The 21,595-nt window shown below is 67.4% G+C and carries 19 protein-coding genes; 4 read left to right on the top strand and 15 right to left on the bottom strand.

The window, feature by feature from the left end:
- Position 1 precedes the first annotated feature (1 nt).
- The 3 genes from MKI84_RS18815 to MKI84_RS18805 are packed head-to-tail and all read right to left on the bottom strand — an operon-like array spanning position 2 to position 3,202.
- A complete protein-coding gene (locus tag MKI84_RS18815; RefSeq protein WP_241621801.1) occupies positions 2-994 on the bottom strand; it encodes an ABC transporter permease in 993 nt (330 codons plus the stop codon).
- Positions 987-2,555: a sugar ABC transporter ATP-binding protein gene (locus tag MKI84_RS18810; RefSeq protein ID WP_241621800.1), complete on the bottom strand. Its 1,569-nt coding sequence runs from the start codon at positions 2,553-2,555 to the stop codon at positions 987-989. The genes MKI84_RS18815 and MKI84_RS18810 overlap by 8 nt, the downstream gene beginning before the upstream one ends.
- Positions 2,552-3,202 carry a GntR family transcriptional regulator gene (locus MKI84_RS18805; protein WP_342593652.1) on the bottom strand — a complete coding sequence of 217 codons (651 nt, stop codon included), beginning with the start codon at positions 3,200-3,202 and terminating at the stop codon, positions 2,552-2,554. Before MKI84_RS18805 ends, MKI84_RS18810 begins: the two co-directional genes overlap by 4 nt.
- Before the next feature lie 194 nt (positions 3,203-3,396).
- Here MKI84_RS18805 and MKI84_RS18800 point away from each other — a divergent pair, with 194 nt between their 5' ends.
- From MKI84_RS18800 to MKI84_RS18790, 3 genes are all read left to right on the top strand, one after another.
- Positions 3,397-4,653: an iron-containing alcohol dehydrogenase gene (locus MKI84_RS18800; RefSeq protein WP_241621799.1), complete on the top strand. Its 1,257-nt coding sequence runs from the start codon at positions 3,397-3,399 to the stop codon at positions 4,651-4,653.
- On the top strand, positions 4,650-5,609 hold the full coding sequence (locus MKI84_RS18795; RefSeq protein WP_241621798.1) for an alpha/beta hydrolase: 960 nt from the start codon (positions 4,650-4,652) through the stop codon (positions 5,607-5,609). The genes MKI84_RS18800 and MKI84_RS18795 overlap by 4 nt, the downstream gene beginning before the upstream one ends.
- Positions 5,610-5,770: 161 nt before the next feature.
- Complete coding sequence (locus MKI84_RS18790; protein ID WP_241621797.1) at positions 5,771-6,199, top strand: OsmC family protein; 429 nt, start codon at positions 5,771-5,773, stop codon at positions 6,197-6,199.
- A 42-nt stretch (positions 6,200-6,241) separates the two neighbouring features.
- Here the strand turns inward: MKI84_RS18790 and MKI84_RS18785 are convergent, their stop codons facing one another.
- From MKI84_RS18785 to MKI84_RS18730, 12 genes are all read right to left on the bottom strand, one after another.
- Positions 6,242-7,117, bottom strand: a complete 876-nt coding sequence (locus MKI84_RS18785) for an efflux RND transporter periplasmic adaptor subunit (RefSeq protein ID WP_241621796.1) — start codon at positions 7,115-7,117, stop codon at positions 6,242-6,244.
- On the bottom strand, positions 7,114-7,350 hold the full coding sequence (locus MKI84_RS18780; RefSeq protein ID WP_241621795.1) for a DUF1656 domain-containing protein: 237 nt from the start codon (positions 7,348-7,350) through the stop codon (positions 7,114-7,116). The genes MKI84_RS18785 and MKI84_RS18780 overlap by 4 nt, the downstream gene beginning before the upstream one ends.
- Positions 7,351-7,358: 8 nt before the next feature.
- Complete coding sequence (locus tag MKI84_RS18775; protein WP_241621794.1) at positions 7,359-9,515, bottom strand: FUSC family protein; 2,157 nt, start codon at positions 9,513-9,515, stop codon at positions 7,359-7,361.
- A 223-nt stretch (positions 9,516-9,738) separates the two neighbouring features.
- Positions 9,739-10,083, bottom strand: a complete 345-nt coding sequence (gene cyoD / locus MKI84_RS18770) for a cytochrome o ubiquinol oxidase subunit IV (protein ID WP_241621793.1) — start codon at positions 10,081-10,083, stop codon at positions 9,739-9,741.
- Positions 10,080-10,712 (bottom strand): cytochrome c oxidase subunit 3, encoded by a 633-nt coding sequence (locus MKI84_RS18765; protein ID WP_241621792.1) that lies wholly within the window; start codon positions 10,710-10,712, stop codon positions 10,080-10,082. Before MKI84_RS18765 ends, cyoD begins: the two co-directional genes overlap by 4 nt.
- A complete protein-coding gene (locus MKI84_RS18760) occupies positions 10,709-12,838 on the bottom strand; it encodes a cbb3-type cytochrome c oxidase subunit I (RefSeq protein WP_241621791.1) in 2,130 nt (709 codons plus the stop codon). The genes MKI84_RS18765 and MKI84_RS18760 overlap by 4 nt, the downstream gene beginning before the upstream one ends.
- On the bottom strand, positions 12,835-13,767 hold the full coding sequence (locus tag MKI84_RS18755; RefSeq protein ID WP_241621790.1) for a COX aromatic rich motif-containing protein: 933 nt from the start codon (positions 13,765-13,767) through the stop codon (positions 12,835-12,837). The genes MKI84_RS18760 and MKI84_RS18755 overlap by 4 nt, the downstream gene beginning before the upstream one ends.
- Before the next feature lie 410 nt (positions 13,768-14,177).
- Positions 14,178-15,014, bottom strand: a complete 837-nt coding sequence (gene fghA, locus MKI84_RS18750; RefSeq protein ID WP_241621789.1) for an S-formylglutathione hydrolase — start codon at positions 15,012-15,014, stop codon at positions 14,178-14,180.
- A gap of 11 nt (positions 15,015-15,025) precedes the next feature.
- Positions 15,026-16,153, bottom strand: coding sequence for an S-(hydroxymethyl)glutathione dehydrogenase/class III alcohol dehydrogenase (locus MKI84_RS18745; RefSeq protein WP_241621788.1), 1,128 nt, complete (start codon positions 16,151-16,153; stop codon positions 15,026-15,028).
- 27 nt (positions 16,154-16,180) lie between these two features.
- Positions 16,181-16,462, bottom strand: a complete 282-nt coding sequence (locus MKI84_RS18740) for a metal/formaldehyde-sensitive transcriptional repressor (protein ID WP_241621787.1) — start codon at positions 16,460-16,462, stop codon at positions 16,181-16,183.
- A 92-nt stretch (positions 16,463-16,554) separates the two neighbouring features.
- The gene (locus MKI84_RS18735) at positions 16,555-17,883 is read right to left on the bottom strand and encodes a sigma-54-dependent transcriptional regulator (protein WP_241621786.1); all 1,329 of its coding nucleotides are present in this window, start codon (positions 17,881-17,883) and stop codon (positions 16,555-16,557) included.
- Positions 17,883-19,721 (bottom strand): sensor histidine kinase, encoded by a 1,839-nt coding sequence (locus MKI84_RS18730; RefSeq protein WP_241621785.1) that lies wholly within the window; start codon positions 19,719-19,721, stop codon positions 17,883-17,885. Before MKI84_RS18730 ends, MKI84_RS18735 begins: the two co-directional genes overlap by 1 nt.
- A 265-nt stretch (positions 19,722-19,986) precedes the next feature.
- On the opposite strand from MKI84_RS18730, the gene MKI84_RS18725 reads away from it, so the two are divergent.
- Positions 19,987-21,345 (top strand): dicarboxylate/amino acid:cation symporter, encoded by a 1,359-nt coding sequence (locus tag MKI84_RS18725; protein WP_241621784.1) that lies wholly within the window; start codon positions 19,987-19,989, stop codon positions 21,343-21,345.
- The last annotated feature ends 250 nt before the right edge of the window (positions 21,346-21,595 follow it).

Below are 21,595 nucleotides of genomic sequence, written 5' to 3'. Positions count from 1 at the left end.
GCTACCTCTTCGACATCCTCTGGATCAGCATGGCGATGATGATGATGACGCCCTGCACCGCAGCGACGAGGTATTCGGAGACGAAGTCGGAAAGCACCATCAGATTGGCGATGAATTCGAGGATCACCGCGCCCGCCACCGTGCCCCAGACGCGCCCGCGCCCGCCGCGCAGGGCGGTGCCGCCGATGACGACGGCGGTGATGACCTGCAGTTCCCACAGCAGCCCGGTGGTCGGCGTCGCCGCGCCGAGCCGGGGCACGTAGCAGATGGCGGCGATGGCCACACAGGCGCCCTGGATGACATAGGCCATGGTGCGCACGCGGGTGACGGAGATGCCGGAATAGCGCGCGACGTCTTCGTTCGCGCCCACGGCCACGCAGCGCCGCCCGAAGCGCGTGCGGTACAGGACATAGGCGGCGACCAGCGCCACGGCGAGCGAGACGAGGATCGGGATCGGCACGCCCAGCACGTCGCCGAAATAGACCGGGCGATAGGCGTCGCGCAGGCTGCGGTCGATCGCCACCGTGCCGCCATCGGTCATGTAGGTGATGAGCGCGCGGAAGATGCCCATGGTGCCAAGCGTCGCGATGAAGGGCTCGATGCGCCCGAGCGTGACGATGGTGCCGTTCAGCAAGCCGCACGCGATGCCGGTGACCAGCGCCACCGCCATGCCGAGCGGGATCGCCGCCGTGCCGACATTCGGCGCCACCCAGTTCATGAACAGGATCATCACCCCGGTGATGAAGGCGGCCATCGATCCCACCGACAGGTCGAGCCCGCCGGAGGAGATGACGAAGGTCGCGCCGATCGCGATGATGGCGATGAAGGCGCTGCGGGTGACGACATTGGCGATGTTGTTGGCCGACAGGAAGTCGGGGTTGATGAGGAACCCGATCGCCACCAGCGCGATCAGCGCCAGGAAGGGGCCGGCATCGCCCCAGCCGATGGACCAGCCCTGCGAGGCGCGCGGCGGCGCGGCGGCGACGTCAGCCATGTGCGTGTTCCTCCGGTATTTTTTCACCCGCCACGCTGCTGGTGGCGTAAAGCGCGACATTGCTTTCCGACATGGCACCGCCGGTAAGCTCTCCATTGATCCGGCCCGAGCGCATCACCAGGATGCGGTCGCACAACCCGATCAGTTCCTGCATTTCCGAAGAGATGACGACGCAGGAGCGGCCTTCCCGGACCAGTGACTGGATGAAGGCGTAAATCTGGCTCTTGTTGGCGATGTCGATGCCCCGGGTCGGCTCATCGATGATGATCACCGAGGGGTCGTTCAGCATCACCTTGGCGAGCAGCAGCTTCTGCTGGTTGCCCCCCGACAGCTGGCCCGCCTTGGCATCGAGGTTGCGCAGGCGGATGTCATAGCTGCGCACCGCCTGATCGAGTTGCCGCGCCTCGCCGGCAAGGTCCAGCCCGGCGAGGGGATGCACCCGGTCCAGCGCGGCCAGAGTGAGGTTGGGCGCGAGGCGCTCGCCGAGCAGCAATCCCTTGCCCTTGCGGTCCTCGGTGAGGTAGCCGAGACCTGCGGCGGCAGCCTGCGCCGGCGAGCCGAAATGAACCGGCCGCCCGTGCAGGCGCACGGCGCCGAAGCTCGCCGCGCGCAGGCCGATCAGGCCCTCGAACAATTCGGTGCGCCCGGCGCCGATCATGCCGGCGAGGCCGAGAATTTCGCCCTTGCGCAGGGTGAGCGACACGTCGCGCACGAAACCGGGCACCTCGGCGTGCTCGATCTCAAGCGCGGGCTCGGCCAGTTCCCGTTCCAGCCGCGCGGGATACAGGCTGGCGAATTCGCGGCCGACCATCAGGCTCGCCATGCGGTGCGGCGTGAGGCCCTCGGCGTCGTAGGTTCCAACCATCCGCCCGTCGCGCAGCACGGTGACCCGGTCCGCCAGCCGCTCCACCTCGTCGAGGCGGTGGCTGATATAGAGGATGGCGACGCCGCGCCGCTTGAGCTCCAGGATGATGTCGAGCAGCGGGTCGACCTCTTCATGGGTCAGCACCGCGGTCGGCTCGTCGAAGATCACCACGCGGTGTGTGCCGAGCAGCGCCTTGGCGATCTGCACCAGTTGCCGGTTCGCGAGCGAGAGGTCGCAGACCCGGGCGCGCGGCGAGACGTTGCAGCCGATCTCGGCAAGCTGCGCCGCCGCGGCCTCGCGCATGGCGCGCTCATCGAGCCGGCCGAAGCGGGTGACCTCCCGGCCGATGAAGATGTTCTCGGTGACCGTCAGCGCCTCGGCGAGCAGGATCTCCTGATGCACCAGCGCGATGCCCGCCGCCTGTGCATCGGATGGCCTGTCGAAGATGACGGGCTCGCCGTCCATGAGCAATCCGCCGTCGCTCGGCTTCAGATAGCCGGAGAGCAGGCGCATCAAGGTCGATTTTCCCGCGCCGTTCTCACCGATGACGGCGTGAATCTCTCCCGCGCGGATGTCGAGCGACGCGTCGGAGAGCACGGTGACTCCGCCGAATTCCTTGGCGAGGCGCTCTGAGCGAAGCACCGGCGCTGGCGCCGCGCCGCCGGCCCGGGAGGGGGAGGCGCCGAGGGCGGTCATGAATCGAACGCCGGAAGAAGGCGGGCGTAGGAACGCTCGATATGCGTGCGCATCACCCTACGGGCCGCATCGGCGTCGCGGGCCGCGAAGGCGGCGAGGATCGCCTCGTGCTCGTCCAGCGCCTCTTCGGTGACCCGCGCGTGGAACATCAGCCGGAAGATGTGGAAATGGGTATGCTGGTGAGCCAGCGTCTCGCGGATCAGCTCATTGCCGGCGACCGCGACGATCTTGTCGTGGAACACCGCATCCTGCCGGGCAAAGCGCGAATAGCGCCCGCGCTCGTCCGCGCCGCCGCTGCGATGCATCACGCCGGCGGCTTCGGTCAGCTCGGCAAGGGCGGCCTCCGTCATCACCTGGGCCGCCCGGTGGGCCGCTTCCGGTTCCAGCAGCAGGCGCAGTTCGTAAAGCTCCTCGAACCGGCGACGGGTGATCTGGGGCGCCGCGCTGTAGCCGACGAGGTGGGTCTTGACGACCAGCCCCTCGCCTTCCAGCCGCCCCAGCGCCTCGCGGATCGGTGTCTGCGACACGGCCAGCTCGCGCACCAGATTGTCGACCGTAATGCGCGACCCCGGCGCGATCTTCAGCGCCATGAGGCGGGCGAAGATCGCCTCATAGACCTCTTCAGCAAGGCTGGCCGCGCGATGAATTGGAGGCTCGGGCGCGCCGGGCTCGGATAAATGGAACGATGCGATGAGGGGCTTGGGGCTGCGCACGTGTTTTGTCCCTTGACAGTATTCGACAGCTAGCACGATCCTCAGATGTTCTCAATACGATATCCTATACGATTTATTGTAGGATGCCTTTAGGGAACTGGTATTCATTATTACAGGCGGGCAAGGTCGTGACACTGTTCTCAGCAATTCGGCTGCCGGCCGAAATCCTGTTCGGCAAGGGCCAGCGCCACGCCCTTCCCTCCGTGGCCGCGCGCCTCGGCACGCGCGCACTGTTGTGCACCGACGAGCGCCTCGCCGCGTCGCGCGACTTCGCCCGCATGCTGGACGGCCTGCGCGAGGCGGGCCTGGCCGTGCGCGTCTATGACCAGGTGCTGCCGGACGTGCCGCGCGACACCGTCGCGGTGTGCGTGGAGGCGGCGCGGCCCTTCGCGCCGGATCTCGTGATCGGGATTGGCGGTGGAAGCTGCCTCGACATGGCCAAGTGCGCCGCCCTGCTGCTCAGCCATGGCGGGCGCCTTCCGGACTATTACGGGGAGTTCAAGGTGCCCGGCCCGGTGCTGCCGCTCATCCTCGTGCCAACCACGGCCGGCACCGGTTCGGAGGCGACGCCGGTCGCGGTGATCTCCGATCCCGACCGAACCCTCAAGGTCGGCGTTTCCAGCCCCCACCTGATTGCCCGGTCGGCGATCTGCGATCCGGAACTCACCATCTCCTGTCCGCCGGCGCTTACCGCCATCGCCGGTGCCGATGCGCTTACCCATGCCATCGAGGCGTTCACGGCGGGGCGGCGTTCGCCGTCGCCGGAGCTGGCGCAGAAGCATGTCTTCATCGGCAAGACCGCGCTGACCGACCATTTCGCCCTGCTCGCCATCCGCCTCCTCGGCCGCAGCCTGGAACGCGCCTGGCGCGAGGGGACCGACGAGGAAGCGCGTGCCGAGGTGATGATGGCGGCACTGGCCGCCGGCTGCGCCTTCGGCACGGCAGGGACGGCCGCCGCGCATGCCATCCAGTATCCGGTGGGAGCACTGACCCACACCGCACACGGTCTCGGCGTGGCGACGATGCTGCCCTATGTGATGCGGTTCAATCGCGAGGCTGCGCTGGAGGACATGGCCGAGATCGCACGCGCACTCGGCCTTGCCGACGAGGGGCGATCGCGCGCGGCGCGGGCGGATGCCGCCATCGGGGAGGTGGCTCGCCTCTTCGCCGCCATCGGCATCCCGCCGACGCTGGCCGCACTTGGCCTGCCGGCCGACAAGCTCGTCTGGACCGGCGAACAGGCGCTCGGCATCGAGCGTCTCCTCAAGAACAGTCCGCGCCCGGTCGGGCCGGCCGAGATGACCTGCCTGCTCGATGCCGCCTATCGTGGCGATCTCGATGCCGCCGCCGCGAACCTCCTTCCAGCGCAGGAGGCCCGTGCGTGAACGTCACCGCGCTGTCTCCCGCGGTTTCGCGCGCCCCGCTCGCCGTGGGGGCAAAGGACCGCGAGGCCGGCACCGGTGGCGCGCCGGATTTCCGCCCGGCGACATCCGTCCATCACCCTCTCACCGCGAGCCGCATCGCCATGACCGACCCATTTCGCACCCGCGACCACGTGCCGGACTTCGACCGGCATGTGGCGGACTATGCGGCGCGCAGCGCGGCGATACGGGCGCGGCTGCCGATGCTGCCCGACATCGCCTATGGCTCCTCAGCCGCCGAGACGCTCGACCTGTTCTTTCCCCCGCCGCATCTCGCGACCGGCGCGGTGCACATGTTCATCCATGGCGGTTATTGGCGCATGTTTGCCAAGGAGGATTTCTCCTTCGTCGCCGAAACGGTGACGCGGGCCGGCGCTATCGCGGTGATCGTCGATTACGACCTCATGCCGGCCGTGCGGATGGAGACGGTGGTCGCCCAGGTCCGCCGTGCCCGCGACTGGGTGCGGCGGCACATCGGCGCGCATGGCGGCGACCCTGCGCGTCTCACCATCAGCGGCCACTCCGCCGGCGCCCATCTCGGCGCGCTGCTGTTCGACGAAAGCCAGCCATCCGAGGGCATAGCCGGGGCGCTGCTGCTGAGCGGCATCTATGATCTGGCGCCTCTGCGGGACTCGTTCCTGAAAGAGCTGATCGACCTCAGCGCCGACGAGGTCGCCGGTTTCAGCCCGATGCGCAAGGATTACAGGGCGCGCCTTCGCGTGAGGCTGATGGTGGGCGAAAAGGAGACCGCCCCTTTTCACGCCCAGGCCGGGGCCTTCAGATCCCGCCTTGCGGCCGCGGGCCTCAGCGCCAGTCTGGAGGTCGCGCCCGGCGCCGACCATATGAGCATCGTCGCCGACCTTGGGACGCCGGACACCGAAACGGCACGCCGGCTCGCATGCTGCATCGCTGCCGGCTAGGCGTGCTTCATCTGTTCGGCCATGATCCACCCTGAGAGCGGGCGCGCCGCCTCGGCCCGAGGCGAGGCATGCGGCCCGATCAACGTGTGATCGAGCAAGCCCGCCGCCTCAAGACCCTTCACTCTCTCGCCACAGGCGCAAACTGGACAAAGGATACCGTAATGAACCGTTTTGGCAGCGCGCATTGGACCGGCGACATCAAGCACGGCCGCGGCACGATCACGACCGAGAGCGGCAAGGTGAGCGAGCTCCCCTATTCGTTCTTCACCCGCTTCGGCGATGAGCCCGGCTCCAATCCCGAGGAACTGATCGGCGGCGCTCACGCGGGCTGCTTCGCCATGGCGCTGAGCGGCGCGCTCACCGCCGCCGGTTTCACCGCGGAAAGCCTCGACACCAAGTCGATCGTCACCGTGGAGAAGGACGGTGCCGGATTCACCATTACCGGCGTCCACCTTTCGGTCACCGCCAAGGTTCCCGGCATTGACGAGGCGGCCTTCCTGAAGATCGCTCAAGGGGCCAAGGCCGGCTGCCCGGTTTCCCGGCTCATGAGCGTGCCGATCGCGTTTGATGCCGAGCTCGTCGCCGGCTGACATCACGCGGGCCGCGCCGGAAGCGCGACGGCCGGCGCCCCCTCAGGGTGCCGGCGTCTGCGGCGTCACGATGATGGTGGCGGACATGCCGGAGGACAGGCGCACGCCGCGCGGCAACGCGTCCAGCTTCACGCGCACGGGAATGCGCTGGGCCAGCCGGATCCACGAGAATTGCGGGTTGACGTCCGCCAGCAGGCCGCGCGCATCGTCGGGATTGGCGATCGCGCGCGACAGCCCTTCCACCACCCCGTCCAGCACCACGCTCCCCGCCATCAGCTCGACCTGGGCGCGCGCCCCTTCCTGGATCAGCGGCAGCTTGGTCTCCATGAAGTAGCCGTAGACATAGAAGGTATCGGAATCGACCAGCGCGAGCACGCCATCGCCGGTGCTGGCGAAGTCACCCTCGACCGTGGTGAGGTTGGTCACATAGCCGTTCACCGGCGCGTGGACCTGGCTGCGCCGCATGTTGATCTGCGCCACCTTCAGATTGGCCTGCGCCACCAGCAATGCGCCTTCCGCCTCGGCGGCGAGCGTGTTCATCTGCTGGCCCGCCTCCACCGAGAATCCGGGGCTGTTCTCCCGCCGCAACGTGTTGAAGCGCGTGGCGTTGTCGCGGGCGAGCTGAAGGGCGGCCGTCTTCATCGCGACATCGCCCTGCGCATGCTCAAGCGCGGCCTGAAACCGCTCCGGGTCGATCTCGAACAGCAGGTCGCCCTTCGCCACCTGCTGGTTGTCCTTCACATGGATCGCGCTGATGAGGCCGGACACATCGGGCGCCACCTGAACCACATTAGCGAGAACGCGCGCGTCGCGTGTCCAGGGCGACAAGGTATAGTAGGTCCAGAGCTGCCAGCCGATGACAGCGGCAATCGCGACCGTGACCAGCGTGACCGTCACTCGCAGCAGGCTACCGATCATTGACTTATCTCTCCCGACAGCATCGGCCATCCGAAGATCAGCGCGCCGACGATAATGACGTACAGGGCCGCATCGAACAGCGGCCGATGCCAGACCAGACGATAGAAGCCGGCCCGATCCGCGAGGCGGCTGATGATCAGATACGGAATGAGCGCCGCCGCCGCCCACAGCGCCACCGGCGGCAGGTAGAAGCCGAACAGATCGACCGTACGGAACAAAGGTTGCGAATACATGCGCGATCTCAATCCGTTAGGGCGAGCTGGAGAAAGGCCTGGTCGAGTTCGAAGCGATCGGCGAGGAAGCGCAGGCTGGACGCGGCGCCGAGCACCGCCCGCGCGGCGGGCGAGCCTGGGGCGGGCGCCAGCCGTTCCAGCCCGAGCCACATCTGCCGGATCGTTTCCCGGCCCTCCTGGAGTTGTGCCTCGCGGCCCTGCCGAACGGCCGGCAGGCCCGCCAGCACGCGCGCGAGGCGGGAAATGCCCTGATCGAGTTCCGCGCGCGCAGCCTCCGGCATGGCGGGATCGGCGGCGGCCTGTCGCAGCCGGCCAAGCTCCAGCGCGCTCGACGCGCTCGCCAGCATGCCGCGCAGGAAAATCTCGTCGCCGTTCACCGTGAGCTTGAGCCGCGACAGCACGGACGCCAGGAGATCGACAATGTCGCGGCCGATGTGGCGCGCCGGCCGGTGGCCGGTAGCCGCTTCCGGCAGGAGAACCCCGATGGCGCGTTGATAGGCGTGGCGGCGCGTGGCGGTGGCCGTGACCGGGATGAGCCGCGCCACCATCAGGCAGACGAACATGCCGAAGACCAGCCCGGTGCAGAAATTGGCGAAATCCAGCGGATCGGGATCGTAGACATTGGCCGTTGCCGCCGCGGCGACGAAGTAGATGGTGAACGTGCCCGCCGAGGCGCCAAAGCGCGGCGTGCCGATCAACAGCCCCAGCGGCACGAGCACCAGCAGCAGGAAGGTCGCTAGCATGCCGAAGCCTTCCAGCCATGGATACACATAGGCCATGACGAAATAGGCGCAGAAACATGCGGCGATGACGGCGCGGAAATACGGCCAGCCGATCTTGCCGGGATCGTCGGTGTTCACGCACTGATAGCTCATCAGCGCCAGGCCCGTGATGCCGGCAATGCCCTGATCCCACTCGGTCGCGTACCAGAACAGGCAGAAGATGAGCACGGCCAGCCCGGAGCGCGTGCCCTGCAGCAGGGCCTCGCGCCGACCGGCGCGTCGCCCGCCATGCGCCGGATGGCCCCGGCGGCCGGCGCGCGGGTGCGAGACGCTCGCGGAATCGACCACCGCGCCGGTGGCGAGCGCCAGCAGCGAGAGTTCGCGCAGCATCTTGGTGCTGCGCCGAAGGATGAGCGTCACATCGGCCAGAAGCGCCAGCGGCACGGAGCCGGCGAGCGCCTCGACGTCCCTCCCGCTCGCCGCCAGCCGACGCCGCGCCCGCGCAAGATCCGCGCGGCTGGACGCAAGACCGGCGTGTGTCACCGGGCCGCGGGATACCCGCTCCAGCGTCGCGATGGCCGTCTCGATCGCGGGAAGCAGATGCGCGGTCACCGCCTCGCCCCCGGCCCCGCCGGTACGGAAATCAGCCAGCCGCAGGTAGAGGCTGCGCGCGGCCGCCACGGTCGCCAGGGATTCCCGCAGCGCCTCGCGCAGGGCATCGGCGTCCGGTCGCAGTTCCCGCGCCTCGAACACCGCGAAGGAGCGCAGCGCGTCGAACTTGACGATCTTGGCCAGCACGTCGCGACGCTGGCGCATGAAGGCCTCAACGGGCGTGCCCGCCTTCAGCGCGAGGGCGGCATGGGCGGCAAGCTCGCCATAGGTCTTCGCCAGCAGGCCGCGCAACTGCGTGCCGGCATAGACCGGCATGACCAGGCCGTTCGCCAGGCTGGCGCAGCCGATGCCGATGGCGATCTCCGTCGCGCGGTTCACCGCCACGCTCCACGCGCCAGAGGGATCGGCCGCGCCCTGGAAGGTGACGAGCAGCCCGGTATACCCCGCCAGCATGAAGCCATAGGCGGCGAAATTGCTCATCCGCGTCGCGCTGTAATAGCAGGCGAAGATCCAGAGAACGGCGGCGCCGACCAGCAGGATCGGGTTCTGCGAGAACAGCTCGACGATCAGCAGCCCGCACGCCGCCGCGATGACCGTGCCGAGCAGGCGGAACGCCCCCTTGGCGAAGGCGGCGCCGGCCGAGGATTGTGTGAGCAGATAGACCGTCAGGATCGCCCATTGCGGCTCCTGCAGCTCCAGCCAATAAGCGATGGCGAGCGCGCAGATCGCGGCGAGCGCAAGACGCACCGAGACGGCAAGGTTTCGCCAGCTCACCTCGAGTGGAAAGACCGGCCACGCCACCGGCACCGGCCTGTCAGTCGTCCCCGCCAATGGCCTGCCTTCCGTCCCATCTCTCCGTCAGACGGCAATTTAGGCGATGCGGCGACGCAACGTCCAGACCGCGCGGCAGCTTTCCTAGAGGATAAGCACGTATACCAAACAGGATACGGCAGTAAGATCAGCGAACCCAAATGTGATTTTCGGCGGAAGGGATCTTGCGACAATCCCCTCTATTTCGTCAGGGCGTGATGAGCGCATCACGCCCTTATATCTATTACGGCATCATGCGCAGATGCTGGTCGTAGAGGATCCAGATCGTGCCTGACACCATCACCAACAGGATGAGGGCGGTGAACAGGATCAGCTTCAGGTCGTCGCGATGCGAGCGGGCGAGATCGATGTGCAGGAAGCAGCGCAGATGCACGAGCACCTGGATGAAGGCCAGCAGCCCGAGAACCGCCAGCGCCGCGCCGCCCGTCAGCAGCTTCATCCAGACCAGCGTAAACGCCGCGCCCGTCAGCACCAGGGCAAGAACCAGCCCGATGAGATAGCTGAGCCGCTCGCCGAATTCGCTTCCATATTCGCTGGCCGGCATGCCGGCGGGAGTTTCGTCGTTCATGACACCACCCCGAACAGATAGACGAAGGTGAAGATGCCGATCCAGACCACATCCAGCATGTGCCAGAACAGGGCGAGCCGCATGAGCCGCAACTTCACCGCGGTGTTCAGGCCGAAAACCGCGATCTGGACGGCCATGATCACCATCCACACCAGCCCGGACGAGACGTGGAGCGCGTGGGTGCCGGTCAGCAGGTAATAGGCCGAAAGAAACCCGCTCGCCTGCGGCGGCGCGCCATGGGCCGTGATCATCACATAATAGTCGTGCAACTCCATGCCGACGAAGGCCGCCCCGAGCACGCCGGTCGCCAGCAGCCAGGCCAGCACGCTGCGCGCATTCTCGCGGTACTTCATCGCCAGCATCGCGAAGCCGAAGGCGAAGCTGGACAGCAGCAGCAGCAGGGTTTCCACGAAGGCGGCGGTCAGGTCGAACACCTCCGCCGGAGCGGGGCCGCCGGCGATGCCCTGCACGCTCATGGCGGCATAGGTCGCGAACAGCACCGCGAACAGCACCAGATCGCTCATCAGGAAGATCCAGAAGCCGAACACGACCTCCTCGGCCGCCTCATGGCTTTCGGGATCGGTGGCGCCGAGATTGACTCCCGGATGCAGGCGTTCGGACACGCTCATGACAGCACCTCCACGGCTCTGCCGGCAGGCACGGCGCCGGCGCGCGCGGTCAGCGCCTCGGGAAGCGCCTTGCCCCGGTTGTCCGACGTCATTTCCTGCTCGCGCGGCACACCCGGTGCCGCCCGCGCGGCGGCCAGGAACGCCTCGTTCTGCGCCTTCACCCGGGCCGCCGGGATGATCTCGACCGTGTTCATGTTGAAGGATCGCACGATGACCACGGCCCACATCAGCACGAAGGACACCGCCACGAGCCACCAGATGTGCCAGACCAGACCGAAGGCCCAGGCGCAGGCAAAGAGGCCGATCAGAGGCGCCGTCGCGGTGTTGCGCGGCACCTCGATATCCTCATAGGCCGCCGGCGAACGATAGGCCTGCCCCGACTGCTTTGCCTCGTAGAAAGCATCGCGCGAGGTGACGTCGGGCAGCACCGCGAAATTCCACTCCGGCGCGGGCGCGGGGATGGACCATTCCAGCGCCCGCCCGTCCCAGGGATCGCCCAGCGGACAGGCCAGCCGGTCCCGCTGGCGCACCGACACCACGATCTGCGTCACCATGAAGGCGAAGCCGGCAAGGATCAGCCCGGCTCCGGCCATGGCGAGCGCGAGCCACGGCAGATATTCCGGGTCCGACCACATATAGGTCCGCCGGGTCGCGCCCATCATGCCCAGCCAGTAGAGCGGGAAGAACGCGAGCAGGAAGCCGGGCGCGAAGCACCAGAACGACGCCCGGCCCAGGCCCTCATGCAGCCGGAAGCCGAAGGCCTTCGGGAACCAGAACTGCACCGCCGCGAACATGCCGAACAGCACGCCGGGAATGATCATGTTGTGGAAGTGCGCCACCAGGAACAGCGTGTTGTGGACCTGGAAGTCCACGCCGGGATTGGCGAGCAGCACGCCGGTCAGGCCACCGAGAATGAAGGTGAGCAGGAAGTTGATCAGGAACAGCATCGAGGTGGAAAAGCGGATGCGCCCGCCCACCATGGTCAGCAGCCAGTCATAGACCTTCACGCCCGTCGGCACGCCGATCACCATGGTCGCGATGCCGAAGATGGCGTTCACGTTGGCGCTCTGGCCCATGGTGAAGAAGTGATGCAGCCACACCGCGAAGGAGAGCACGGCGATGCACATGGTGGCGTAGACCAGCGAGGTGTAGCCGTAGATCCGCTTGGCCGAGAAGGTCGCGACCACTTCCGACCACACGCCGAAGGCCGGCAGGATCAGGATGTAGACCTCCGGGTGACCGAACAGCCAGAACAGGTTGGCGTAGTTCATCATGTTGCCGCCGTCGCCATTCGTGAAGAAATGGAAGCCGGCGTAGCGGTCGAGCGCGAGCATCACGGTCACGGCGGTGAGCGGCGCCATGGCGAAGATCATGAGGATCGAGGTGCACAGCGTCGTCCAGCAGAACAGCGGCATGCGGAACAGGGTCATGCCGGGGCAGCGCTTCTTGTAGATCGTCACCGCGAAGTTGAGGCCGGTCAGCGTCGAGCCGATCGAGCCGAGCGACACCGCCCAGATCCAGTAATCCACCCCCTCGCCCGGACTGAACTCGATACCGGTGAAGGGCGGGTAGGCGGTCCAGCCGCCGGTGGAGAACTGGCCGACCACCAGCGAAATCATGATCAGGATCGCGCCGGCGACGGTCAGCATCAGCGAGATGGCGTTGAGCAGCGGGAAGGAGACGTCGCGCGCGCCGATCTGCAGCGGCATGACGTAGTTCATCAGCCCGGTGATGAACGGCATCGCCACGAAGAAGATCATGATGGTGCCGTGGGTGCTGAACAGCTGCCCGAAATGGTCCGCGGACAGGAATCCGGCGCTGTCATAGGCGACCAGCTGCTGCGCGCGCATCAGCGCCGCCTCGATGACCGCGCGGGCGAACATCACCAGTGCCAGCACCATGTACATGATGCCGACCTTCTTGTGGTCGACGCTGGTCAGCCAGTCACGCCACAGCGGCACCCACCAGCGCTTGACCGTCAGCAGGATCACCACCGCAACCGCGCCGAGGACCGCGATCGAGCCGGCGCCGGAGGCGATGAATTCGCTCAGCGAGGGGTCCAGTATCGCGCCGGCAAACACGAAGGAGGTCCATTGAAGCTGGCCGAAAATCAGCTCCCAGTTCATTGCACGGCCTCCGGCGTATGATGATGGGGCGTCGGGGACGCGCCTGCGGCGGGCAGAGCGGCGGGCGCGGTCGCCGGCGGGGCCGGCATGTGGGCATGCCCCTGCCCGGCCACCATGTCCGGCGCGAAGCTGGCGATCACCTGGTCGAACAGGCCGGGGGACACGCTGCCATAGAGCACCGGCTGGTCAATGACGGAGGGTTCGAGCAGCGCCTGATAGCCGGCGAAGTCGATGCCCTGGCCCTGCGCCTTGGTGCTCGCCACCCAGCTGTCGAAATCCTGCGGGCTCACCACGCGGGTGACGAAGGACTGCTGGGCGAAGCCGAGGCCGTTATACTGGGTGTTGCGCCCGGTGAACTCGCCGGTCTCGTCGGCCAGCAGGTTGAGCTGGGTCTGCATGCCCGCCATGGCGTAGATCTGCCCGGCAAGGCGGGGCACGATGAAGGACTGCATCACCGTGCCGCTGGTCAGCTTGAGCGTGACCGGCCGGCCTTCGGGCAGGGTGAGCAGATCGAGCGTCGCCACCCCCTGCTCGGGATAGAGGAACAGGAATTTCCAGTCGAGCGCGACGACTTCCACCACCAGCGGGTCGGGGCCGAGCGGGCGGTACGGATCGTTCTCGATGGTGTGCTTCCACAGCGCCGAGCCGAGAATGACGATGAGCGCCACCGGAACGCCCCAGATCAGCGTCTCCAGCCCCCAGCTGAACTCCCAGTCCGGCCGATATGTGCCCTTGCCCGCGCGCCGGTAGCGCAGGAGCACGATCGGCAACGCGATGAACATAGGCACCACGACCAGCAGCATCAGGGCGCTGATCACGCCGAAATGCGTGAGCTGCGCCGAGGCGATCGGACCGGCCGGATCGAGGAAACCACGGGCATGGGCAATCCCGGGAATCCCGGCGCCAAGAACGCCCAGAATGAGCTTCAACTTCACAACTTCCCCCACCCCAGTGGATCAGCGCCAGCGACGGACGGTCTCAGAGGAAATGTCGTACACGTCGTCAGGTACCATCGAAAAACCAGAAACGTAAAGGCGCCGAGTCGCTCTCAAAATCGACCGGCGTGCGTGAGTTCGTTCAGGATTTCGATCAATCGCACTCTTCCATGCCGGCATGCCGTCATTCCGGCCGGTCGTCGGCCACACCCCATCGCCCCCGCTCGACGGACACACCTGACCGACGACAATGCGTGCTTCGGGCGGGAAGGTCTATCTCCCATTTGTGACATGCGCGCCGGTTCGGCCGGAAACGGGCGAGGCGCGCATGCCGAAGACCGGTTCCTGATGCACCCGAGCGCGCTTCGGCCCCAGCCACAGGACCCGCGGCCGGGGCAGCAACCCTACTTCCGAAGCCGCTTCGCGTGCCAGGCGATGTGGTCCGCCATGAAGGTCGAGATGAAGAAGTAGGAATGATCATAACCCTCGCGCAGATTGAGCGTGAGGGGGATGCCGGCGCCAGCGCACGCCTCCTTCAGCAGCTGCGGACGCAGGCCGGTGTCGAGGAACGGATCCGCCGTGCCTTGGTCGACGAGGAATTCCGGGAAGCGCCGGCCGTCCTCAATCAGCGCCACGGCGTCGTAGGACCGCCAGGCGATCTCGTCCTGGCCGAGATATTTCTCCAGCGCCGGGCGTGACCAGTCGGCCGTGCTCGGCTGGGTGATCGGCGCGAAGGCCGAGCAGCTGGCGAAGCGATCGGGATGCTTGAGCGCGATGGTCAGCGCACCGTGGCCGCCCATGGAATGGCCGAAAATGCCTTGCCGGCTCATATCCGCCGGAAATTCAGCGGCGACGAGGGCGGTGAGTTCCTCGACGATGTAGGAATACATCCGGTAATGCGCGGCGTAGGGCTCTTGCGTCGCATCGACGTAGAAGCCGGCGCCGGAGCCGAACTGCCAATTATCCTTCTCGTCCGGCACATGCTCGCCGCGCGGGCTGGTGTCCGGCGTCACGATGATGACGCCGTGCTGCGCGGCGGCGGCGCGATACTCGCCCTTCTCCATCACATTGGCATGGGTGCAGGTGAGCCCGGACAGATACCACAGCACCGGCACGGGGCCGCTCGACGCCTGCGGGGGAACGAACACCGCGAACGTCATGGAGGTGCCGGTGACGGCGGATTCGTGCCGGTACACGCCCTGCACGCCGCCATGCGACTTCGCCTTGGAGACGGTTTCCATCGTCGCGGCCCTCAGTAGATCACCACGGAGCGGATCGACTTGCCTTCATGCATCAGGTCGAAGGCGGTGTTGATCTCGTCGAGCGGCATGGTGTGGGTGATCAGGTCGTCAATGTTGATCTTGCCCTCCATGTACCAGTCGACGATCTTCGGCACGTCGGTGCGCCCGCGCGCGCCGCCGAAGGCCGAGCCCCGCCAGTTGCGTCCGGTGACGAGCTGGAACGGGCGGGTGGAAATTTCCGCCCCCGCCGGCGCCACGCCGATGACGATGGAGGTACCCCAGCCGCGATGGCAGGCTTCCAGCGCCTGGCGCATCACATTGACATTGCCGGTGCAGTCGAAGGTGAAGTCGGCGCCGCCATCGGTCAGGTCCTGAATGGCGGAAACCACCTTGTCGTTGCCGACGTCCTTGGGGTTGATGAAGTCGGTCATGCCGAATTTCCTCGCCATCTCGACCTTGGCGGGGTTGATGTCCACGCCGATGATCTTGTCGGCGCCGACCATCTTCGCGCCCTGGATCACGTTGAGCCCGATGCCGCCGAGACCGAACACCACGACATTGGCGCCGGGCCAGACCTTGGCGGTGTACACCACCGCGCCGATGCCGGTGGTGACGCCGCAGCCGATGTAGCAGATCTTGTCGAAGGGGGCGTCCTCGCGCACCTTGGCGAGCGCGATCTCCGGCAGCACGGTGAAGTTGGAGAAGGTCGAGCAGCCCATATAGTGGAAGATCTCGCCGCCCTGCCCGCCGACGCGCTCGCAGGAGAAGCGCGTGGTGCGATCCGGCATCAGGCCCTGGCCCTGCGTGGCGCGGATCGAGGTGCACAGGTTGGAGCGCTGCGACAGGCAGGTTTTGCACTGCCGGCATTCCGGCGTGTAGAGCGGGATGACGTGATCGCCCACCTTGAGCGAGGTCACGCCGGCGCCGACCTCGCGCACGATGCCCGCACCCTCATGGCCGAGGATCGCCGGGAACTTGCCCTCGGAATCGAGGCCGTCCAGCGTATAGGCGTCGGTATGGCACACGCCGGTCGCCATGATCTCGACCAGCACCTCGCCGGGTTTGGGCCCCCCGATCTCGATGGTCTCGATGGTCAGCGGCTTCTTGGCTTCCCAGGCGACGGCGGCGCGCGATTTCATGGGTTTTTCCTCTTAAGGCTCAACTGGCTATTTCAGATAGGTGCGCAGGATGGCGCGGATCTCGTCGAGTTCGCTCGGGAGCGGGGCGCGCGGCGCCGTTTCGCTCTCCGGACCGAAGGTCTCGCGCAGATGGCTGTCGAGCACCTCGGCCATCAGCCCGCCCGCGGCGCCGCGCAACGCGGCGATCTGCTGGAGCAGCAGGGTGCATTCGGCACCGGCCTCGATCGCGCGCTCCAGCGCCTCCGCCTGCCCCTTGATACGGCGCAGGCGCGTCAGGGCGCGCTTCTTGTCGTCAGGCGAATGGGGCATGGCTGCCGATCGGGCCCAAGGATGCTCGTCGGGGTATTTCAATATACTGCCGGGGGTATATCGGCAAGCCGCGGCAGCGCGATATTGCGCGCCTAGCGATAGGCCGCCTGGTCGATATCGTGCCGGCGCAGCTTGTCGTAGAGCGTCTTGCGCGGGATGCCGAGCAGCTTGAGCGTGCCCTGAATGTCGCCGCGGGTCGCCGCAAGCGCCTCGCGGATCTGTTCGGCTTCATAAGCCTCCATGCGCTCGGGCAGGCTCGCCATCGCCTCCCGGTCGATCGCGGCGGCGGCCGGGCTGTTCTCCGCGAGGCCGAGCGCGACGCGTTCGACGTAATGCATCAGCTCGCGCACATTGCCGGGCCAGTCATGCCGGGCCAGATGATCGCGCACCCCCGCCGTGAGCATCGGGGCCGGGCGGCGGAAGCGCTTGGCGGCCTGGCCGAGAAAATGCCCGAACAGCAGGGGGATGTCGGCCTTGCGCTCGCGCAGCGGCGGAATCCGCACCGTCGCGACATGCAGGCGGTAATACAGATCCTCACGGAAGCTGCCGCGACGGACCAGCTCATGCAGGTCGATCTTGGAGGCCGCCACCACCCGTATGTCGACCTTGCGCACCTCGTTGGTGCCGAGCGGGGTAATCTCGCGGGCTTCCAGCACCCGAAGCAACTTCACCTGCAACGCCGGCGACATCGCCTCGATCTCGTCGAGAAACAGCGTGCCGCCATGGGCGTGCTCGATGCGGCCGATCCGCTTCTTCACCGCGCCGGTGAAGGAGCCGGGCTCATGGCCGAACAATTCGCTCTCGATCACGGTCTCCGGCAGCGCGCCGCAATTGACCGCGACCAGCGGGCTGGTGGCGCGCCGGCTCCAGCGGTGCAGCGCATGCGCCACCACCTCCTTGCCGGTGCCGGTCTCGCCCTCCACCAGCACGTCGACATCGGCATCCGCGATCTGGCGCAGCGTCTGGCGCAGCCGCTCCATGGCCGGGGTGGCGCCGAGCAGCGGCATGTCCACGCTCGCCTCCTCCGCCGCCTGCCGCAAGGCGCGATTGTCGAGAACCAGCCGGCGCTTCTCCAGCGCGTGACGCACCGCGCCGAGCAGCCGGTCGAGCGCATAGGGCTTGGGGATGAAGTCGTAGGCACCCTCCCGCATGGCCTCGACCGCCATGGTGATGTCGCCATGACCGGTGATGAGGATGACGGGCAGATCGGCATCCATGCGCCTCAGCCGCCGGAACAGCTCCAGCCCGTCCATGCCCGGCATGCGCACATCGCTGACCACGACGCCGGAGAAGGTGGCATCGATCCCGGCGAGCGCGGCCGTGGCGGACGGGTAAGGTACCACCTCGTAGCCCGCCAGCATCAGCGCCTGGGTGTTGGCGGCGCGCAGGGTCTCGTCATCATCGATGAAGGCGATATCCATCAGGGCACTCGCGGCAGGATGAGGGTGAACACCGCGCCGTCGCGATTGGCGGCGGCGAGCGAGCCGCCGAACTCGGCGACGATGTCGTGCGAGATCACCAGCCCGAGGCCGAGCCCCGCCGGCTTGGTGGTGGTGAAGGGCATGAACAGCGCCTCCAGCACCGCCGTCGGCAGGCCGGGGCCGTTATCGGCCAGGGTGATGACGGCCGTGTCCGCGTCCACACGCGCCTCGATGCGGATCCGCCCGCCGGGGCGGCCGGCCAGCGCTTCCAGCGCGTTCTGCAGCAGGTTGACCAGCACCTGCTCCAGCCGCACGCGCTCCGCCGATACGAGGATGTCGCCCACGCCCATGTCGAGTTCCAGGGCGACGTCCTGCTCGCGCAATCGATAACCCACCAGCAGCATCGCCCCGTCGACCGCGGCCCCCAGCGACACCGGCCCGACATGGCCCGGCGTCTTGCGGGCGAAGGCGCGCAATTCCCCGGTGATGGCGCCGATGCGCTCGGTCAGCCCGACAATGGTCGCGAGATTGCCGCCGGCGGCCGCCGCGTCGCCGCGCGCCAGCAGCATTCCGCCGCTCTCGGCGAAGGTGCGGATGGCCGCCACCGGCTGGTTGACCTCATGCGCGACGCTGGCCGCGATCTGGCCGAGCACGGCGAGCTTGCTGGCCTGCACGAGTTCGTCCTGAAGGCCCTGCAGCGCCGACTGGGCGTGCTGGCGCTGGTCCATCTCCTCGCGCAGGCGATCATTCGCCGTGCTCAGTTCGCGCGTGCGCTCGTCGACACGGCGTTCCAGCTCACGCCGCGCCCGCTGCTCGCGCCGGCGCTTCTGCACCGCCCGGCGCCGCCGCGACCAGGCCAGCGCGAGCGCCGCGATCAGCACGGCGCCGCCGAGCACGGCCAGCACGCGCGCCGCCGCGATGGGGACGCTGGCGCTGGCCAGGATCGGCACCAGGACATGCAGCGTCCAGCCGGTCGTGGGCACCGGCGCGGCCGCCTCGACAAAGACCCGCGTCGCGCCGCTCCCCGGCATCGCCACCCGCACCCGGTCGCCGCCCTCGGCGCGGATCGGCAGCGGATCGAGCGTCGCATTGCCGAATTGAAGGCTGGCACGGATGGCGTCGCGCTCGGCTTCGGGAATGATGGCGGAAGCGCGAAACTGCCAGCCCGGCACGCTGGTCACCAGCACGATGTCGCGCCGGTCGGTAACGAAGATCGGCCCGGATAGCCGCCGCCATTCCGCCTCGACGCCGGAGAACACCGCCTTCACCACAATGACGCCGATCGGGCCGCCCGGTCCGTCGATCCGTCGTGTCAGGTAAAGGCCGGGTTCGCGGCTGACCGTTCCGAAGGCGAAATGCTCGGCCTCGCCCTCCGCCATGGCGTGCTGGAAATACGGGCGGAACGAATAGTCGCTGCCGACGAAGGAGGTCGGTTCGCGGTAGTTGCTCGCGGCCAGCGTGATGCCCCGGGCGTCGAGCAGATAGATCACGCTCGCGCGCGTGCCGGCGGCCAGCACCTCGAACTTCGCGTCGAGCGCGCGCAGCGTGGCCGGATCGCGATCCATGAGCGCCGCGCGCACATCCGGATCCTGCGCCAGCACCACCGGCAGCGACCGCTGCTTCTCGATCTCGCTGCGCAGCATCGCCGCGCGCAGCTCGGCCGCCGCCTGCGCATCGCCACGCAGTTGCACCATCACCCAGCGCTCGGCACCGTATCGCGCGACCTGATCAAGCAGGACCAGCAGCACGAGAGCCGCCAGCAGGGCCAGCACGCAGCGCGCGCGGCCAGGCCGGCGCAGGGCGCGGCCGAGTCGGGCGAAGCGTCTGACAGGTCGCAAGGGCCAGCTCCTCTTGTGCGAGATTTCGCACGGCCGATCGACGAATTTGTGCGACTTTACGCACAATCTGTCGAGGGGGTATTTTTCTTCTTCAAAATATCCCCGTTATTTCCGGTACTTGAGCCGGAGCGGTTGCGCAACTCTCATCTGGCACGCGCCTTGCGGAACAGGGGGCGCGGCGACAATGCCGTGAACTGATTTTTGCCCCCGGCTCCGAACAACGCCCGCGTAACGAGGCGACGACGGATCCCCTAGGAGGACGCCCATGGCCTACGCCATCGCCCCGGCCCCGGTGAAAGCCGCGCCGCGTAAATTCTATCGGCAGCTTTATTTCCAGGTGCTGTTCGCCATCGCGGCGGGCATCGCGCTCGGTCATTTCTACCCGAGCCTCGGCGCCGACATGAAGCCGCTCGGCGACGCCTTCATCAAGCTGGTGAAGATGATCATCGCCCCGGTGATCTTCCTCACCGTCGCCACCGGCATCGCCAATATGCGCGATCTCGGCAAGGTCGGCCGCGTCGCCGGCAAGGCGATGCTCTATTTCATCACCTTCTCGACGCTGGCGCTGATCATCGGCCTCGTCATTGCCAATGTGGTGCGCCCCGGCGCCGGGCTGAACATCGATCCCGCCTCGCTCGACGCCAAGGCCGTGGCCGACTATGCCGCCAAGGCGCATGAGCAGTCGCTGATCGGCTTCCTGAGCAACATCATCCCCACCACGCCGGTCAGCGCCTTCGCGTCCGGCGACATCCTGCAGGTGCTGTTCTTCGCGGTGCTGTTCGGCATCGCCATGGCCGGCGTCGGTCCCCGCGCCGAACCGCTGATGCATGTGCTGAACTCGGCCTCGCAGATCTTCTTCCGCCTGGTGGAGATCCTGATGAAGGCCGCGCCGATCGGTGCCTTCGGCGCCATGGCGTTCACCATCGGCAAGTACGGCATCGGCTCGATCGCCCATCTCGCCATGCTGGTCGGCACCTTCTACGTCACCAGCGCACTGTTCGTGTTCGTCGTGCTCGGCGCCGTGGCGCGCTATAACGGCTTCTCCATCCTCGCGCTCATCCGCTATCTCAAGGAAGAGCTGCTGCTGGTGCTCGGCACCTCCTCCTCGGAGGCCGCGCTGCCGAGCCTGATGGAGAAGATGGAGCAGGCGGGCTGCCGCAAGTCGGTGGTCGGCCTCGTCATCCCGACCGGCTATTCGTTCAATCTCGACGGCACCAACATCTACATGACGCTGGCGGCGCTGTTCATCGCGCAGGCCACCGGCATCGAGCTCAGCCTCCAGGACCAGATCGTGCTGCTGCTGGTCGCCATGCTCTCCTCCAAGGGCGCGGCGGGCATCACCGGCGCCGGCTTCATCACGCTGGCGGCGACGCTCTCGGTCGTGCCGGCGGTGCCGGTCGCCGGTATGGCGCTCATCCTCGGCATCGACCGCTTCATGTCGGAATGCCGCGCGCTGACCAACTTCATCGGGAACGCGACGGCGACCATCGTCGTCGCGCGCTGGGAAGGCGAACTCGACCGCGACCGGCTGGACGCGGCCCTCTCCGGCCAGCCGATGGAACTGCCGTCGGAAGAGGAAGAGTTCGTCCCGCACGGCGCTCCGCTGCCGGCCGCGGCCGAGTAGGGCAATCGTCCCGCCACAGGCGTCGCCCGGCACGGGCGGCGCCGCTCTGCGGACGGCCCCTGCCGTCCTCCCCCTTTAACGATGTGCAGGACCCCATCGCCGCCGCGCGGCGAGGGGCCGAGAGATGTCCGATGTCATCGATCCGGGAAGACCTGGCTTCCAGCGCGCTGGCGTATCATCGCCTTCCGCGTCCTGGTAAGCTTGAAATTCAGCCGACGAAGCCTCTTGCGAACCAGCGGGACCTTGCACT

It is taken from the genome of Ancylobacter gelatini (genome assembly GCF_022601675.1).
Classification (GTDB): Bacteria; Pseudomonadota; Alphaproteobacteria; order Rhizobiales; family Xanthobacteraceae; genus Ancylobacter; species Ancylobacter gelatini.
The sequence above is the reverse complement of the archived record's forward strand: the minus strand, read 5'-3'. Positions and strand labels throughout refer to the sequence as shown.

Bases quoted from the DNA above. Each gene is read 5' to 3' on its own strand.
- MKI84_RS18810 (WP_241621800.1), bottom strand. From the start codon at position 2,555: ATGACCGCCCTCGGCGCCTCCCCCTCCCGGGCCGGCGGCGCGGCGCCA.
- MKI84_RS18780 (WP_241621795.1), bottom strand. From the start codon at position 7,350: ATGTATTCGCAACCTTTGTTCCGTACGGTCGATCTGTTCGGCTTCTAC.
- MKI84_RS18745 (WP_241621788.1), bottom strand. From the start codon at position 16,153: ATGAAATCGCGCGCCGCCGTCGCCTGGGAAGCCAAGAAGCCGCTGACC.
- MKI84_RS18725 (WP_241621784.1), top strand. From the start codon at position 19,987: ATGGCCTACGCCATCGCCCCGGCCCCGGTGAAAGCCGCGCCGCGTAAA.
- MKI84_RS18760 (WP_241621791.1), bottom strand. From the start codon at position 12,838: ATGAACTGGGAGCTGATTTTCGGCCAGCTTCAATGGACCTCCTTCGTG.
- MKI84_RS18735 (WP_241621786.1), bottom strand. From the start codon at position 17,883: ATGGATATCGCCTTCATCGATGATGACGAGACCCTGCGCGCCGCCAAC.
- fghA (WP_241621789.1), bottom strand. From the start codon at position 15,014: ATGGAAACCGTCTCCAAGGCGAAGTCGCATGGCGGCGTGCAGGGCGTG.
- MKI84_RS18790 (WP_241621797.1), top strand. From the start codon at position 5,771: ATGAACCGTTTTGGCAGCGCGCATTGGACCGGCGACATCAAGCACGGC.
- MKI84_RS18785 (WP_241621796.1), bottom strand. From the start codon at position 7,117: ATGATCGGTAGCCTGCTGCGAGTGACGGTCACGCTGGTCACGGTCGCG.
- MKI84_RS18765 (WP_241621792.1), bottom strand. From the start codon at position 10,712: ATGAGCGTGTCCGAACGCCTGCATCCGGGAGTCAATCTCGGCGCCACC.
- MKI84_RS18815 (WP_241621801.1), bottom strand. From the start codon at position 994: ATGGCTGACGTCGCCGCCGCGCCGCCGCGCGCCTCGCAGGGCTGGTCC.
- cyoD (WP_241621793.1), bottom strand. From the start codon at position 10,083: ATGAACGACGAAACTCCCGCCGGCATGCCGGCCAGCGAATATGGAAGC.
- MKI84_RS18740 (WP_241621787.1), bottom strand. From the start codon at position 16,462: ATGCCCCATTCGCCTGACGACAAGAAGCGCGCCCTGACGCGCCTGCGC.